This window comes from Emticicia oligotrophica DSM 17448 (assembly GCF_000263195.1).
Taxonomy (GTDB): domain Bacteria; phylum Bacteroidota; class Bacteroidia; order Cytophagales; family Spirosomataceae; genus Emticicia; species Emticicia oligotrophica.
The window spans coordinates 189,532-205,430 of sequence record NC_018748.1; the positions used below are offsets into that span (position 1 = coordinate 189,532).

The 15,899-nt window shown below is 34.2% G+C and carries 16 protein-coding genes; 2 read left to right on the forward strand and 14 right to left on the reverse strand.

The window, feature by feature from the left end:
* Positions 1–2 precede the first annotated feature (2 nt).
* The 14 genes from rpmC to EMTOL_RS00930 form a co-directional block, all read right to left on the reverse strand.
* Entirely contained in the window at positions 3–185 is a 183-nt protein-coding gene (gene rpmC, locus EMTOL_RS00865) for a 50S ribosomal protein L29 (protein ID WP_015027364.1), read from the reverse strand.
* Between the two features lie 124 nt (positions 186–309).
* Entirely contained in the window at positions 310–738 is a 429-nt protein-coding gene (rplP, locus tag EMTOL_RS00870) for a 50S ribosomal protein L16 (RefSeq protein WP_015027365.1), read from the reverse strand.
* Positions 739–850: 112 nt separating this feature from the next.
* Positions 851–1,675 (reverse strand): 30S ribosomal protein S3, encoded by an 825-nt coding sequence (gene rpsC / locus EMTOL_RS00875; protein ID WP_015027366.1) that lies wholly within the window; start codon positions 1,673–1,675, stop codon positions 851–853.
* Positions 1,676–1,730: 55 nt separating this feature from the next.
* Positions 1,731–2,075 (reverse strand): 50S ribosomal protein L22, encoded by a 345-nt coding sequence (rplV, locus tag EMTOL_RS00880; RefSeq protein WP_015027367.1) that lies wholly within the window; start codon positions 2,073–2,075, stop codon positions 1,731–1,733.
* A 101-nt stretch (positions 2,076–2,176) separates the two neighbouring features.
* A complete protein-coding gene (gene rpsS / locus EMTOL_RS00885) occupies positions 2,177–2,455 on the reverse strand; it encodes a 30S ribosomal protein S19 (protein WP_015027368.1) in 279 nt (92 codons plus the stop codon).
* 25 nt (positions 2,456–2,480) lie between these two features.
* Positions 2,481–3,305: a 50S ribosomal protein L2 gene (gene rplB / locus EMTOL_RS00890; protein ID WP_015027369.1), complete on the reverse strand. Its 825-nt coding sequence runs from the start codon at positions 3,303–3,305 to the stop codon at positions 2,481–2,483.
* A 78-nt stretch (positions 3,306–3,383) separates the two neighbouring features.
* Positions 3,384–3,671 (reverse strand): 50S ribosomal protein L23, encoded by a 288-nt coding sequence (rplW, locus tag EMTOL_RS00895; RefSeq protein ID WP_015027370.1) that lies wholly within the window; start codon positions 3,669–3,671, stop codon positions 3,384–3,386.
* A 38-nt stretch (positions 3,672–3,709) separates the two neighbouring features.
* Positions 3,710–4,336: a 50S ribosomal protein L4 gene (rplD, locus tag EMTOL_RS00900; RefSeq protein WP_015027371.1), complete on the reverse strand. Its 627-nt coding sequence runs from the start codon at positions 4,334–4,336 to the stop codon at positions 3,710–3,712.
* A 106-nt stretch (positions 4,337–4,442) separates the two neighbouring features.
* The gene (gene rplC, locus EMTOL_RS00905; RefSeq protein WP_015027372.1) at positions 4,443–5,063 is read right to left on the reverse strand and encodes a 50S ribosomal protein L3; all 621 of its coding nucleotides are present in this window, start codon (positions 5,061–5,063) and stop codon (positions 4,443–4,445) included.
* A gap of 447 nt (positions 5,064–5,510) precedes the next feature.
* Positions 5,511–6,269 carry an IS5 family transposase gene (locus EMTOL_RS00910; protein ID WP_015027373.1) on the reverse strand — a complete coding sequence of 253 codons (759 nt, stop codon included), beginning with the start codon at positions 6,267–6,269 and terminating at the stop codon, positions 5,511–5,513.
* Positions 6,270–6,378: 109 nt separating this feature from the next.
* Positions 6,379–7,536: a hypothetical protein gene (locus EMTOL_RS00915; RefSeq protein WP_015027374.1), complete on the reverse strand. Its 1,158-nt coding sequence runs from the start codon at positions 7,534–7,536 to the stop codon at positions 6,379–6,381.
* A 1-nt stretch (position 7,537) separates the two neighbouring features.
* Positions 7,538–9,781, reverse strand: a complete 2,244-nt coding sequence (locus tag EMTOL_RS00920) for a hypothetical protein (protein WP_015027375.1) — start codon at positions 9,779–9,781, stop codon at positions 7,538–7,540.
* Positions 9,744–10,637, reverse strand: coding sequence for a hypothetical protein (locus tag EMTOL_RS00925; protein WP_305953150.1), 894 nt, complete (start codon positions 10,635–10,637; stop codon positions 9,744–9,746). The genes EMTOL_RS00920 and EMTOL_RS00925 overlap by 38 nt, the downstream gene beginning before the upstream one ends.
* Before the next feature lie 118 nt (positions 10,638–10,755).
* Entirely contained in the window at positions 10,756–13,461 is a 2,706-nt protein-coding gene (locus EMTOL_RS00930) for a hypothetical protein (RefSeq protein ID WP_015027377.1), read from the reverse strand.
* Between the two features lie 199 nt (positions 13,462–13,660).
* Between EMTOL_RS00930 and mnmE the strand changes: the two genes are divergently transcribed.
* Both mnmE and EMTOL_RS00940 read left to right on the forward strand, forming a co-directional pair.
* Positions 13,661–14,983, forward strand: coding sequence for a tRNA uridine-5-carboxymethylaminomethyl(34) synthesis GTPase MnmE (gene mnmE, locus EMTOL_RS00935; protein ID WP_015027378.1), 1,323 nt, complete (start codon positions 13,661–13,663; stop codon positions 14,981–14,983).
* An 80-nt stretch (positions 14,984–15,063) separates the two neighbouring features.
* Positions 15,064–15,870: an EboA domain-containing protein gene (locus tag EMTOL_RS00940; RefSeq protein WP_015027379.1), complete on the forward strand. Its 807-nt coding sequence runs from the start codon at positions 15,064–15,066 to the stop codon at positions 15,868–15,870.
* Positions 15,871–15,899: the final 29 nt, after the last annotated feature.

A 15,899-nucleotide genomic window follows, 5' to 3' on the forward strand; every position in this document is an offset into this window, starting at 1 on the left:
ATTTATCTTGCGTTCAATTCGGTCATCAATTGAGCTATCAGTCTACGAGACTGACGGATACGCATCGGATTTTCGATGGGTGTAATGGCGTGAGCAAACTGTAATTTCAAGATTCTATCTTTCTCAACAGCTATATTTTGCTCTAACTGCTCAACTGACAATGCTTTAATTTCTGACTTCTTCATTTTTTTATTTAAACTTTGTCGAGTTCTGAATTCTGAACAACTAACTTTTGTGGCTCTGAGTTCTGAGTTTGAAACTCAACAGAACATTCAGAATTCAGCACCCAGCACTCAGAACTTATTGTAATTATTCAGCTCCTTCTTGGTAGTCTCTACGAACTACAAACTTTGTTTGAACTGGAAGCTTTTGAGCAGCTAAACGAAGTGCTTCTGTTGCTAACTCTACTGGCACACCAGTTGCTTCAAATAAGATTGTACCTGGTTTAACACTGGCTACCCAGTATTCAGGTGCACCCTTACCTTTACCCATACGTACCTCTAAAGGTTTCTTTGTGATTGGCTTATCTGGAAAAATACGAATCCATACCTGACCTTCACGTTTCATTGCACGGGTAACACCGATACGTGCTGCTTCAATCTGGCGAGAGGTAATAAAACCTGGCTCCAAAGATTTGATAGCGTATGTTCCGAAAGCTATCTCGTGTCCACGAGTGGCAAGACCTTTAATTCTGCCCTTTTGTTGCTTACGAAATTTGGTTCTTCTTGGTTGTAACATGACGATGTTATATTTGTCAGCACTTAGTGCTTAGTTTCAAGTTTAACTTATTCAATTAGTTTCAATGAATACATCAAATATTGAGTGGTAAACCTGAAACTAAGTAAGGTGCTTATCTCTTATTATTACCTTTGTTATTATTACGGTTGCCACCACGGTTATTATTGTTGCGGCCGCCTTTATTATCTCTACGGTCTTCACGTCCACCACCTCTACGGTCTTCACGTCCACCACGTCCACTTGCTTGAGCATCGTTACCACCTCTTTCATTATTTGATTGAGTTGCACCACCTGCTGGAGTCAAATCACGACGACCATATACTTCACCTTTGAAAATCCATACTTTGATACCGATTTTTCCGTATACAGTAAGGGCCTCAGAAACAGCGTAGTCGATGTCAGCACGAAGTGTATGCAAAGGAATACGTCCTTCTTTATACATTTCATTACGAGCCATCTCAGCACCTGCTAAACGACCACCTAACTTAACTTTAATACCTTGTGCACCTACACGAACAGCTGCTTGAATAGCTTGTTTCATGGCACGACGGTAAGAAATACGAGCTTCTAATTGTTGAGCGATAGACTCGCCAACTAATTTAGCATCTAATTCAGGGCGTTTGATTTCGTAGATGTTAATTTGAACATCTTTGCCAGTTAATTTTTTAAGCTCTTCCTTGATTTTATCAACCTCATTACCACCTTTACCAATAACTACACCCGGGCGTGCCGTGTGGATTGTAAGTGTAATGCGTTTTAGGGTACGTTCGATAACTACTTTCGAAATAGCACCTTTTGGAATACGAGCTGAAACGTATTTACGGATTTCTTGATCTTCGACTAATTTCTCGGCGAAAGTTTTACCGCCATACCAGTTAGAATCCCATCCTCTGATATAACCAAGTCTTAGACCTACCGGATTTACTTTTTGTCCCATTGGTAATTTAATTATTAAGCAACACGAGTAGTGTATCGTTTGCTATTTGAATGAATTAATTTGCACTATCAACTACGATTGTTAGGTGATGAGAACGCTTACGAACACGGTATCCGCGTCCTTGTGGAGCTGGTCTCATGCGTTTCAACATACGTCCACCGTCAACGAAAATTGATTTTACATATAAATCTGCATCTTCAATTTTCAAATCTTCGTTCTTTTGTTGCCAGTTAGCAACAGCTGATAATAAGACTTTTTTAACCACTGGTGCGGCGTGTTGTGGCTGAAAGCTCAAAATGCCTAAAGCCTGACTTACCTTTTTCCCTCTAATAAGGTCAATTACTAATCTTGCCTTACGAGGCGAGGTAGGGTAATCATTGAGTTTTGCTACTGCTTCCATTATTCTTGAAATGTAGAATTAAGATTTAAGAATTAAGAATGATGTTACTCACAAAAAGAATCAATTCTGCATTCTTAATTCTTAATTCATCATTGTAATTATTATCTTTTACCTTTATCTTTCTTTGCGATGTGACCACGGAAGTTACGAGTTGGAGAAAATTCTCCAAGTTTGTGTCCTACCATGTTATCAGTTACATATACTGGAATAAATTTATTTCCGTTATGTACTGCGAAAGTGTGACCAATGAAATCTGGTGAAATCATTGAGCGACGTGACCAAGTCTTGATAACTGATTTCTTGCCAGAGTCGTTCATGTCTGTCACTTTCTTGTCAAGACGGTAATCAATGTATGGTCCTTTTTTGAGTGAACGTGCCATTTGAAATTGTTCTAATGCTTAATGATTATTTACTTCTTCTTGAAACGATTAGTCTTGTAGAAGGCTTGGTTAGATCACGAGTTTTCTTACCTTTAGCCAACAAGCCTTTACGAGAACGTGGATGACCTCCTGATGAACGGCCTTCACCACCACCCATTGGGTGATCAACAGGGTTCATTGCAACACCTCTTACTCTTGGACGGATACCTAACCAGCGTTTACGACCAGCTTTACCGTAAGTTACGTTCATGTGGTCTGCGTTTGATACTGTACCTACTGTAGCAACACAAGTAGCCAATACCATTCTCATTTCACCTGAAGGCATCTTTAAAGTTACGTACTTGCCATCTTTCGCTAATACCTGTGCATAAGCACCTGCACTACGAGCCATTTGAGCACCTCTACCAGGTTGTAATTCGATGTTGTGTACAATTGTACCAAGCGGCATATTTCCTACTGGAAGTGTATTACCTACTTCTGGAGCAACGTTTGAGCCTGCAATGATAGTTTGTCCAACTTTCAATCCTTGAGGAGCAATAATATAAGCCTTCTCACCATCAGCGTATTGAACTAAAGCAATACGTGCTGTACGGTTCGGGTCATATTCAATAGTCTTAACTTCAGCAGCAACATCTACTTTGTTTCTCTTGAAGTCAATCAAACGATATTTACGCTTGTGTCCACCACCAATATAACGAGCAGTACGATGACCTTCGTTATTTCTACCACCAGTTTTCTTAATGGTTACCGTAAGGCTTTTCTCTGGCTTTGTTGCTGTGATGTCTGAAAAATCAGGAGCAACTCTGTGGCGTTGGCCAGGTGTGATTGGTTTTAATTTTTTAATACCCATTGTTACTTAATCTTTTGCAGCCAAAGGCTATACATTTATTTAGTAAATTCTGTAATAGTTGACTGTTTCAGTCTATTATTACAAATTTTCGTAGAAATCGATTAAATCACCATCTTTCAAAGTAACTACTGCTTTTTTGAAAGTAGAAGTCATTCCTGATGATGCTCTGCTACGAGTCATTCTCGATTTCTTTTTGCCGATTTGGCGAACTGTGTTTACATCTGTAACTGTAACACCGTACATTTTTTCGACAGCTTTTGCGATTTCGATTTTATTCGCGTTCATGTCAACCTCAAACACAAACTTACCTTTTGTTGTAAGCTTTTGTGATTTTTCGGTAACGATTGGTCTTTTAAGTACGCTCATTTTCGTGTTATTTATAAGTTGCTGTGCAACTATAAGTCTTAATTCAATATTGATTCAATTTTCGACAATGCACCTTCGCTAATTAAGACTTTATCAGCATTAATTAAATCGTAAGTACTTACTTCATCAACACTCATTACTTTTGTTTTAGGAATGTTACGTGCTGATAAATATACATTGCTATCGTAGTCACCTAAGATAAATAATGTCTTAGTGCCTGACAATGAAAGTGCTTTGAGGAATGACAAATATGATTTTGTCTTTGGAGCTTCGAAAGTGAAATTTTCGATTACTGAAAGATTATTTTCAGCTACTCTTGAAGAAAGAACTGACTTACGAGCTAAAACTTTAATCTTCTTGTTAAGTTTGAAGTCGTAGTCACGTGGAACTGGTCCGAATACACGACCACCACCTACGAAGGTTGGAGATTTAGTAGAACCGTGACGAGCACCCCCTGAACCTTTTTGACGAACAATTTTCTTCGTTGAACGAGCGATTTCTGCTCTTTGCTTCGCTTTGTGCGTTCCTTGACGTTGAGCTGCCAAATAGTGTTTTACATCTAAGTAAACAACGTGTTGGTTTGGCTCGATACCGAAAACACCGTCAGCTAATGTAGCTACGCGACCTGTGTCTTTTCCGTCTTTGCTTAATACTGGTACATTCATTTGTTTATTACTGCATTTTTTCGATGTCGTTCAGCTTCGACCTAAATACTCCTCGCCCTATTAGGAGTTTTTTCTATAACACCCTGTTAAAGGGCTAGGTGTTATCTTATTTATGTAATGTAATGTAAGAATTTTTCGATCCTGGGATTGAACCATTCACTACGATAAGGTTTTGCTCAGAAAGAACTTTCAATACTTTCAAGTTTTGGATAGTTGTTTGAGTATTACCCATACGACCAGCCATACGTAAGCCTTTGAATACACGTGATGGGAACGAACAAGCACCGATAGAACCAGGGTGACGACCTCTGTTGTGCTGACCGTGGGTTTGACCACCAACACCACCAAATCCGTGACGTTTTACAACCCCTTGGAAACCACGTCCTTTCGACTTACCAGTTACATCCAAGAAATCTCCTTCTGCAAATACATCTTCTACACGAATAGTATCGCCAAGGCTGTATTCCTTTTCGAATTCTTTGAATTCTACTAATTTACGCTTAGGTGTAGTACCTGCTTTCTTAAAATGACCTACAAGCGAACGGCTTGTATTTTTTTCTTTCTTTTCGCCGTAACCTAATTGAACAGCACTGTAGCCGTCTTTATCTTCAGTACGAACTTGAGTAACAACACAAGGTCCCGCTTCAATCAAAGTACAAGGCACTGCTTGACCTTCTGCGTTGAAGATAGTTGTCATTCCAACTTTCTTTCCAATAATTCCAGACATGGTATTTTACGCTTTATTTTGCTAATTTAACCTAAACTTTCATCTTTCCTCAGCTCGCTAGGCGAACTGGGGTGCAAAATTCGTAAAAACTTCGCACGATTACAAATTTAAGCCAATAATTTATTTACTTTTTTCAGAGGTTGGCCACTGCCAACTTAAACTTTGCATTGCAAACCACGTGGGTAAGGACCAAAATAGGTGCAGGACAATTCCTTGTTACCTTGCAATGATTCCTGTAAATGTTCAAAAGCTTTCGGAGACCGTTTCAAAATGAGCGTAACAATTTTACTCAGCTCAGCAGGTCAATAGTCAAATTGGTTTCCAGAATGATGTAGGACTTCATTTGACCAGAGAAGAATACTCCGTTTCTTAATGAGGCTGCAAAGTTAGAAGTTTTATTTTTATTTACAAACGTTTGGTGGAAATATTTTTTAATTTAAGACCTGTTTAAATTTTATTCAATAAATGTTTTATAGCAGAGATTTTGACAATTTCTTCTGCTGTTTCCATTAATAATTCGTAATTGCGACACATTCTTCGGTCATTGTCAAACCAAGCAAAGGTTCTCTCAACAATCCACCTTTTTGGTATTGGCTCGAAAGGTTTTTTGGGTTTGTCTGTCCGCAGAGTAATTTTAAGAAGATAGCCGAAATTCTTCTTTATTTCAGCTACCAAGTCTCCTCGATAACCGCCATCAGCCAATATGATTTTAACGCTACTCAGGAAACTCTTTAAAATTCTCATTAATAGTAAAGCAGCTTGACTATCATGAATATTAGCCACAGTTACCATTACAGCAATCAAAAAGCCATTTTTATCTACCACTACATGCCGTTTAATACCCTTTATTTTCTTATTGCCATCAATCCCATTTAATGACCGATTATTACCCCATCTTACACTTTGACTATCAATTATTCCAAGACTGGGTGAGAAATTCTGACCTTTTTGAAGGCGTACTTTACCTCCTATTTTTTCTAATAAAGCATCAAATTCTTCCAAATCTATCCATTTCTTGAAGTAATAATAAACTAATTGCCATTTAGGGAAGTCTTTCGGAAGCATCCGCCATTGACAGCCGGTCTTTGTCAAGTATAAAATAGCATTCCAAATTGTTCGTAAACAATGTTTTCGTTTCCTGTTGTTATAGTTTAAAGCTTTTTTGATAAATTGCCCCTGAGCATCTGATAAATCGGTTGAATACATCTCTTTTAGGTTTGGTCACTTCAAAGAAAGTATTTTATTCCCATTGTTAGATGCTCATATTTTTTTTAATCACCTATTTTTAAACAGGGTCTTAGTTAAGTGTATAAATTCAAAATCTGTAGTCTATGTTTTTTTTGAATTTAGTATTAATAGCTTTATTGTAATTCTCCAAGTTTTCACATTTTCCACACAACAAAATAGCCTTTTCTTCCGCTTGAATGGCTTCATCGTATTGTTTCAATTTGTTTAAAATATGTGCTTTTGTATCAAAATATTCTGGTTTTTCTTCTATTTTAAGTACTGTGTTTACTAATTGAAGAGAAAGCTCTGTATATTTATCTTTTTCATAAATATTCCAAGCTAAATTATTCATATAGCTAACCACATTCCATTTTAATCTTGTAATAAGGTATTTTTCAAGCTCTTTTTCAGGTAAATTTTTTACCCCGTAAATATTTAGTAATTCTTTAAAAAATGTTATTTTAACATCTATTATTTTTTGTTTATCAAGTGCTAATAATTTATTTGAGTATTTTTTTATGAGAGAATCATCACATTCATCATTGTAATAAGTGTCGTAGTCTTCTAATAATTCATAAATTTTGTCATTTTCCAAAGAAGTTAAACGGCCAAACAAATCTGCATTCGATTCTATATCTAAATCAAGTTTCCTTAATTCATTCCATTTTTTTTTACAAAAATCACTTAGATAAACTTTTTCAATAGATTGCAGAAATCTCCTGTAAGTAATCATATCTCGGTAATACTTATTTTTAGAAGATTTTAAAGGCATATTTACAAAGGTCTGAAACCCTAAATCATTTACACTCCTCGACCAAGTAATTATGATTGGCAAAAAACTTTCGAAAAAAACGGAATCTTCAGGCATTTCTTTTAAATAATTTATCACATAATCATTTTTATTATCAAAATCATAGATTGACTCATTTATTGCTAAACTTTTCAACAAAATGGGTTTTAGTAGCGTTTTATCTCCTGAAATCTTATACTGGTATTTTAGAACCCATAAATCACCTAAATATTTTTTTAATTCAGTATCCGAAAACTCTTCTCTTTCTTTTAGATTATAATATACATTAAACGGAAGAATATTGTCAAACTTCTCCTTTAAATGTCTTTTAGGATCATTCTGAACTGCTTTTTTTATTGCATTGGCAATAAAATCGCTGTTTATTTCTTGTGTAAAAGAAGTAATTTGTATCAGCAAGATTGGGATTATAAGTGAAAGAATTTTCTTTAACGCCATTTTACTTTTTATTTATGTAAGTGTCAAAATAACCACATTCATGTATAATTTCTTGATAATATTTGGTTTGTTTATAATTGGTTTTTAATTCGGCGAAATACTTTCCCGCTTTAAAATCACCTTTATAGTCTTTAGGTCTAATTCGATAAAATTCATTTTGTTCACATTTTGCTAGCATAAATGTACACATTGCCTTAAATTCATTATTATTACTCATTTCAAGAGCTTTTTTGTAATATATTGCAGCTAGTTGACAATCATATATTTTACTTTTTAACATACCACGCTCTTTTTCAGATTGATAGTCTAAATAGTCAAAATTAACATCATAATTATAAGCAATAGATGTTTGATAAAATTTTCGAGCATTACCAAAATTTGTAATATTGTAATAGGCATTAGCCACTTCAAATAACAAGTGTGCTTTTTCTTCCACATTTGTAAGCCTATCGCTTTCCTTTTTTTTATTATTTATTCGTTTCAAAAAAGATAAAATCGTAAACTTTTCTTTTTGGTCTGCTTCATGGTCGCAATCGTGGCAATCTTTAATATGTATAATAAATGGGTCTCCTAATAAGGTATCAGTTCCTGCTTTTACATTACTTTCAAGTTTTATTATACTTTCTGGCAGATTATCATTATATACATTAATAATAGCTTGCGTTTCTAATAACCTGTCTTTTGAAAAAGCATACATTTTTTTCAGTAGTTTTTCATAATCATTCTTAGCAGGTGTATTGATAAATTTGATTGTTTTTTCAAGGTTTTCATCGTCTTCATAATAAAATCCGACCGAATGAGTTTGCCAACATTCGGCTTTTAAAAATTCTTTCTGTTGCTTGTAAATCATCGAAAAACGACTACTCAACCACTGTACAGCCATAGTCTTTCGTAAATACACATCTGTATCATTTTCTAATATAAGCAGAATTGATGGCAGTAATTCTATTTCTGTTTTTTCATTTAAAATAGTTTGAGCTTTGATTTTATTAATTGCACGATATAAGTTTATACTTTTTTTCAAAAGTTCATCAGTTGATTTGCTTTCTGCTTCTTCAAATTGCATTTCTGCATTTTTCAAATCATTTGATAAACTATACAGATATCCTAAAGCTAAATGCCAAACAGCGTTTTTTTTATTTTGTGGAGATATTAATCCTTTTTGAATTGTTTGTATCAAAACAGCATTCGGTTTTTTATCTACCAATTCTTTTACAGAGTGATTCAAAATATTTTCCTCCTCTATATTTATTGCACGTGTCAATAATACATCAAGATAAGGACTATTGATATTTAATGCTAATATTTCTTTAATTGCACGAGTTGCGTCATTTAAGTAACCCATCATAAATAGAATAGTGGCTTTTTCTTTATTATTTTTTGCTAAAAACAATGAGGCCTTAAAATCTTTTTCTTCCTGTGGATGAAAACTCCACAATGCTGTTTCCTGCATTAATTCGCAATTTTCAAAAATTAATGAATAGTAATAATTTGACATACTATACACTTTTCTTTTATATAAAGCGGCAGCTACATAGCCCAATGCTCTATAATAAATATTACCATTAGGAGTGAAAAATGCTTTGTTTTTCATAAAGAATGATTCACATCCTGTATAATCTTCATTAAAATACAACAAGCGTACAACTTGAAAAAGATAACGTTCTTTAATAAATAAGGATTTAAGATTTATTCCTTGTCGAATCCCTCCTTTGATTAATTTTAACAATAATTCATTGTCTTTAAAAATAATAGGAGTATAAGTCCAATCATCATTACCATGATTAGCAAATATTTCACAACGAAGAGCAAAACCTAAATAAAACAAAAAATCAAGACTTTTTTCTTTATCTGAGTAATTCAAAATTGCTTTTTTTCTTAAACGTTGGCTAATTTTAGTGTCAGGATTTTTCAAGAAAAAAATTAGTGTATCTATTTGAGGCAGCGTGCTTGAATATAGTATTTCTTTGATAGAAGTAGTATCAAGTTGTTTATCAAAATAATTGTACCAATCGGTAACATTTTGTTTATAAAAACCTTGTGTTTTTTCCGCATCTCCATAATACAAGGATGAGGTTGTTCGAAAAAAAGGTTCAAGTTTTTTTTCATGGATAAGTTCTGGTGCGAATAGGGAATTCTCATAATCTCGCCCATACCCATTTTTAAAATCATCGCCACCAGCACAAAAAGCGAAAATCAAAACTACACTAACGGAAAAAAGAGCTAATTTGAGAAAATTCTTCATGTGAAAAATGTGAAATATTTGTAGAATCTAGGTCAAAGAATATGACATTTGAAGGACGTTTTATGTGTTTTGATAACAAGTTTACTGCTTGATAAAGCTCTTTTGTGGAAATCTTTTCAATAAAAATTTCATCATTTTTTTGAAAATAAATTCCTCTCCAATATTTCCCTTCTAAAAATTGAAAATGTTGTTGATTTATTATATTGACAAAAGTTTGTTGTTTTAGTTCACTATCATCAATTTTTGAAAGTAAATTAATGATTTCACCATTTCTCAAAACATAGCCCCAACGAAAAATTGGTAGAGCAACATCTAAAGAAAAAGGATACTCTTTTATAGATTTGACATATTGACTGGCATCATAGGTATTATAAATCGAATTTTTTTTAAAATTTCCAAGTTTGCCCATATTATAGAACATTAATACACCTTTATCGCAAGGAGGAATTCCTGTTTTAAAATAATATTTTATTTGATGTAATCGAATCGTAACTGAAACTTTTAGACTTCTCTTTATTTTTAATTTCTTTAAAAAGGCAAAATATTTAGACTTTGTAGCATCACTCCAGTCACAATCTATCTGAATTTCAGTATTATTTTTAATTCCAATAGTTTTATTTATTTTGTCTACCAATTCGAGCGTTTTATTTGATAAACTTTCTATTTCTCTCTCAGATAAATTAATAAATACCTCATTCTTGATATATATAACTGGAATAATAATTAAGTCTTTGAATGTTGATTTTGGAAAATAAACCTTTGCTACTGGAATGGGTTTGCTGTTCCACTTAATATCGAAATATCTTACATAAATACTTGAAGAATGTGTTAATAAATGTTTTTCGTTTTTAGTCAATTTAACAGTTGGCTTCCAATAATAAAATGCATATTTAGCATCATTACTACTTTTATTGTTGCATGACAAACACAAAATAACAATTATTGAATATATATTAATATATTTCATAATTCTCCTATTTCAACTTCACTGTCCAAACTTCAAAGTTAGACTTATTGGGATTATAAATGAATAATTTATTGTAAGCTTCCGAGTAAGTTATGGCTGGTAAACTACTGGCAATCAATGATTTATTTCCTAGCAAATTACCTTTCAAGTCGAAGAATGTATTATTCTTTCCATCAAACACAGTAATGATTCGAATATCATGCCCTAAATCAAAATACTTAAGTTGAGCTTTCAAGAAATTGGTATTTTCAATTTTAAGTACCGATGCACCTTGCTTATTAAAAATAAGCATAGATGTTGACGTACGGCGTACTACCAACCAATCCTTATGATTTTGGTCGAATAATAACTCGAAAATCGTGCCCTTGTCGGGTCGTTCTAATTGCACACTTGCCTCATTGAGGCTATTTCCGAGCATATCTACTTTTTTTATCTCACCGATTTCTGAAACTAATGTAAGAACAGAGTTTTTATTAGCATCTTCCTCTATTATCATTCCTATCGGGCGAGCCGTAAGAGGAACTTTAGGAAATCCACTTAAGCTGTGACCTTGTTCATACAAAACGCTTAATGTACCATCACGCTGCAAAACCGCCAAATAGGTATTATTTTTATATTTTACTGGTGAAATCTGAACAATGTTTCCGAGTTGTAAAGAAGTACGAACTTGTGAAACTTTTTGTGTTTCTTCATTCAGTAAATATATTTTACCAGCTCCATCAACAACATATATTTTGGTCTCGCTTACAGCTAATGCCTTCACCCCCCCTACTAAATCAAGCTCTGGTTTACTCGCTACAATACCTTGAACAGCATCACGACTTAATACAACTAAATCGCTGGGGGTTGTGCTGAGATAATGCAAGAGCCCATCTTGAAAATAATCTGTAGGTAGTAAATAATTTGTGGCAATTTCCTGACCCAATGCAATTGAATTAATCTCTTTGGCATTGTTTGAAATTAACTTAAGCTGTTGATTTGTCTGGATGATAATTTCATCATTATTAGATGGCGTCTTTATAACATTAGGCATACCGATAATTGGTGCTCCCATCGATAAGCTATCTTGCAAGAAAAATTTATTTAAGATATTTTCTTTCTGTGTTTGTGGTATTTTTTCAATTAATAGCTTAGTTCCGAATTTATTATTCATTACAAAGTTTTCTATCGCAATAAATCGTAAGTCTTTAATTCTACCTTCATGCTTTTCGGTGGAACTTTGCCATTTTTTGGGTAATGAATAAAATATATTATTCCAAATTCGCTGTGGACTAATCATGGCTGTTACTTGCGATTGTGGACTTAGACGTGCAATAAAATCACGGTATAAATTAGTTTTAGCCCATGTTTGTCCAGTATTGAGATTATTCAGATAATCTCGCATGGCATCGTCATCGCTGGCCAAAATAATGTAATCATCTTTTTGGGTATAGTAACAATCTGAGAAACCTCTAAAAACTGAACCAAATAACATAGCGGGCAGCTGACTTACCTGAATCTTGCGAACATAGTTATTCAAATAAGTAAAAGGTTGTGGCTTGAAATAACTTGATATCTTTTCGGCATCAGTGGCCAAATCATCAAATAAATTAAGTGCCTCTGCCGAATCGTCAGTTTTTATTAGAAGAATCTTCTTCGAAGGTTCATCAGCTGAAGTTTCCATTTCACAAAGCACAATCTCATCTTTCAAAAAAGAATAAAAACCATTGATATTGGCATTGAGCAAGCGATTCACACTATCTTTCTCAGCTACTAATTCAGCTTCATTATTTTTTAGATAAGCAATGAAATCTTGTGCTAAAGTAAGTTTATTTTTAAAACTAAGTCGAATAGCGATAGCTGTGTTTTCAGGAATAAGAGCCGCACAACCAAAGGGTTGAGGTTTTTGTCGAGCAAAAATTCCTAAAAAAGGTATTGAGTTGGTTCCTTTAGAATGAATATAAGCAGAAATAATATTAGGTACTTTTTGCTTTTCAAAAACAATATCTGGATTTCTCGGCGTAATATTACCGAAAAACTCAATCAAATTGGGCGATAATTGAGATGGCAAAATATCTGCAACATCTTGCAGGTTTTTACTCTTAAAGTAAATGTGAGCAGTTCCTTTACGGCTCTCTTTGAAAGGTGGTAATTCGAGCGAAACACCAGATTTTATTCGATTAGCCACTTCTTCAAGCAAAACTTTTGAGGCACTACAAATCAGGAAATCATCGTGAACAAAGAAATTAAATAGCAGACGGCTATTGATATCATACAATTCATTAATTCGCAAACCCTTAAAGTTTCGACTATACACCTTCCTTTTGGTGGCATCAGGAACAAGTAAATTATTTAAAAAAGATTCATCGCCAAACGAGCCAGCGGGAATATATAAAATGTATTCGAGGTTTTTCTTATTTTCTCGATGAAGTGAATAGGTAATTAATTTTTTCTCTACAAACTTTTTTGAGAGCTCTTGATTATCAACACTTTCGGTTACTTTTTTTAATTGAGCCAATGCATCATAGAAAAAAGGAATATCAGAAAGCTGAGTTGGGTCTGTTTTCTCGAAAAGTGATTGTTGTATTTCGGCACTTTCAACAACTAAAAAAGCATTTTCTGGTACAAAACTCCAAGCATCTTTGCGAGGAGCCAACCAAATTTTATAGGCAATTAATACAGCTGCTATTAAAAGAATGGCATTGATATACCAAATATGTTTTGCTTTTATCATATTTCAAATGTCGAAAGTAGCTGGCTGCTAGTCGAAAGTTTTAAATAAATTATCGACTGTTTAGTCACAATTACTAAATTTAAGATTTTAGTTGGTAGATTTGCAAAAATAAGTAATTAAAACTACGATTAAAAAGATTTAGTACTTTTGCAAGCAGGTTTCTATCGTGGGTTTTATAGATTCTTTTTACAATCAAAAAATGATACAATTAGAAACAATTTGTGCGTTGGCTACTCCGCAGGGAATCGGGGCGATTGGAGTGATTCGTGTTTCGGGCGAACGCACATTTGAGATAGTTAATAAAATTTTCAAAGGCAAGGATTTAACAAAAGTTGATTCTCACACGATTCATTTCGGAACAATTCGAGATGAAAATGTAATTGTCGATGAAGTGTTGGTTGCAGTATTTAAGACACCCAAAAGCTTTACGAAAGAAGATGTCGTAGAAATCTCGTGTCATGGAAGTGATTATATTATCAGGTATATTCTAAAACTTCTGCTTCAAAATGGCTGTCGAATGGCACAAGCTGGGGAGTTTACCCAACGAGCATTCCTGAATGGTCAATTCGATTTAGTGCAAGCGGAGGCTGTTGCCGATTTAATCGCCGCCGATTCAGAGGCAGCCCATAAAACTGCTATGAATTTGATGCGTGGTGGTTTTTCGAATCAACTGAAAGAACTTAGAGATGAGCTCATTCATTTTGCAAGTTTGGTTGAATTAGAATTAGATTTTGGCGAAGAAGACGTTGAATTTGCTGAAAGAGACGATTTAAAATCTTTAATTCTGAAAATTCAAAATTTCCTTAAAAAACTAATAGACTCCTTTGATGCAGGAAATGTTATCAAAGAAGGGGTTCCTGTTGCTATCATTGGCCCACCCAATGCTGGAAAATCGACATTATTAAACATTCTTTTGAACGAAGAAAAAGCCATTGTAACAGAAATTGCAGGCACTACTCGTGATGTCATTGAAGATGTACTATTTATTGAAGGGATTAAATTTAGGTTCATAGATACTGCTGGTATTAGAGAAACCAAAGATGTGGTTGAGTCGATTGGTATCGAACGCTCAAAAGATGCCATGCGTCGAGCAGAGATTGTTCTCTTACTCTCTGATAATCAAAGCAAAGACGAAGATTTCATTTCAGATATTGAAGAGGAAAAAGTAATCAGAGTATTGAATAAAATTGATTTAGGAGAAAACCATCAATTAGTTGACTATATCAGAATTTCGGCCAAAAATAATATCGGCATAGATACACTCAAAGCGGCTATTGTTGAAAAAGCCAAGACAAAAAAACGTGCTGATACGATGTTGACCAATTTACGTCATTATGAGCATTTAATGAAAGCAAACGAAGCGTTAGGTGAGGTATTGAACGGCCTAGATTTTGGCATTACCGGAGATTTTCTTGCTCAAGATATTCGTTTGTCATTACATCATCTTGGAGAAATTACAGGCAGCATTACGACTGATGATTTATTAGCCAATATATTTAGCAAGTTTTGTATCGGAAAATGATTTCGGTCATTGTGGCAACCAAATTCCGATTAAATATTTACGATTATTTTCCACAATCGTTATTTTTATCCTAACCAAAAATGAATTTTTCAGAACAATTATTCGAAAAGATAAAAGCATTTTCGTCGCCGAAGGAAATTAGTTGGATAGAAAGCAAGGCAAGTGGGAGTTTACAGGCCCTGCAAACTGCCTTTGTATCCACTCCAAGGTTTATCAGTAAAACAACTATCCTATCTACAGAACTCATTAATGAAGTGTCTATCAATGAATGGACACTCGACCGGCTTGTTAGAGTGTTTTTCCTTTCAAAATTAGATAGTGCTAATAAAGATACCTATACCAAAACACTTGACACGCTTTTTGAAACGGCAGAAATTAACGAAGCTGTTGCCCTTATATCTGCCCTACCCTTTTATGCATTTCCCGATTATTGGATGTTACGTGCCACTGATGCCGTACGGTCAAACATTGGTTTAGTCTTAGAAGCAATTGCCTTTCAAAACCCATATCCAAAAAACTATTTTACAGAATTGGCGTGGAATCAATTAGTTTTGAAATGTATATTCAATGATAAACCAATCCATAAAATAGAAGGTTTAGATGAGCGAGCCAACCAAGAATTAGCAAATTCTATTTCTTATTTAGCTCACGAGCGTTGGTCAGCAGGCCGAACAATCACCCCGCAAGCTTGGCGTTTAGTAAGTAAGTTCATGAATGATGAAATCTTGCATGATTTAGATATTTTGTTCAAATCAGGTGAGAAAAAAAATCAGATAGCAGCGGCTTTAGTTTGCCATGACACTAACTTTAAACCTGCCAAAGACTTATTAAGTCAATACGCTCAATTTGATAAAAAAGAGCTTAGTTGGTCATTGATTGAGAATTAGAATACCTCGTTTTCCATCTCCTCGAAGCA

Bases quoted from the DNA above. Each gene is read 5' to 3' on its own strand.
- rpmC (WP_015027364.1), bottom strand. From the start codon at position 185: ATGAAGAAGTCAGAAATTAAAGCATTGTCAGTTGAGCAGTTAGAGCAA.
- rplP (WP_015027365.1), bottom strand. From the start codon at position 738: ATGTTACAACCAAGAAGAACCAAATTTCGTAAGCAACAAAAGGGCAGA.
- rpsC (WP_015027366.1), bottom strand. From the start codon at position 1,675: ATGGGACAAAAAGTAAATCCGGTAGGTCTAAGACTTGGTTATATCAGA.
- rplV (WP_015027367.1), bottom strand. From the start codon at position 2,075: ATGGAAGCAGTAGCAAAACTCAATGATTACCCTACCTCGCCTCGTAAG.
- rpsS (WP_015027368.1), bottom strand. From the start codon at position 2,455: ATGGCACGTTCACTCAAAAAAGGACCATACATTGATTACCGTCTTGAC.
- rplB (WP_015027369.1), bottom strand. From the start codon at position 3,305: ATGGGTATTAAAAAATTAAAACCAATCACACCTGGCCAACGCCACAGA.
- rplW (WP_015027370.1), bottom strand. From the start codon at position 3,671: ATGAGCGTACTTAAAAGACCAATCGTTACCGAAAAATCACAAAAGCTT.
- rplD (WP_015027371.1), bottom strand. From the start codon at position 4,336: ATGAATGTACCAGTATTAAGCAAAGACGGAAAAGACACAGGTCGCGTA.
- rplC (WP_015027372.1), bottom strand. From the start codon at position 5,063: ATGTCTGGAATTATTGGAAAGAAAGTTGGAATGACAACTATCTTCAAC.
- EMTOL_RS00910 (WP_015027373.1), bottom strand. From the start codon at position 6,269: ATGTATTCAACCGATTTATCAGATGCTCAGGGGCAATTTATCAAAAAA.
- EMTOL_RS00915 (WP_015027374.1), bottom strand. From the start codon at position 7,536: ATGGCGTTAAAGAAAATTCTTTCACTTATAATCCCAATCTTGCTGATA.
- EMTOL_RS00920 (WP_015027375.1), bottom strand. From the start codon at position 9,781: ATGAAGAATTTTCTCAAATTAGCTCTTTTTTCCGTTAGTGTAGTTTTG.
- EMTOL_RS00930 (WP_015027377.1), bottom strand. From the start codon at position 13,461: ATGATAAAAGCAAAACATATTTGGTATATCAATGCCATTCTTTTAATA.
- mnmE (WP_015027378.1), top strand. From the start codon at position 13,661: ATGATACAATTAGAAACAATTTGTGCGTTGGCTACTCCGCAGGGAATC.
- EMTOL_RS00940 (WP_015027379.1), top strand. From the start codon at position 15,064: ATGAATTTTTCAGAACAATTATTCGAAAAGATAAAAGCATTTTCGTCG.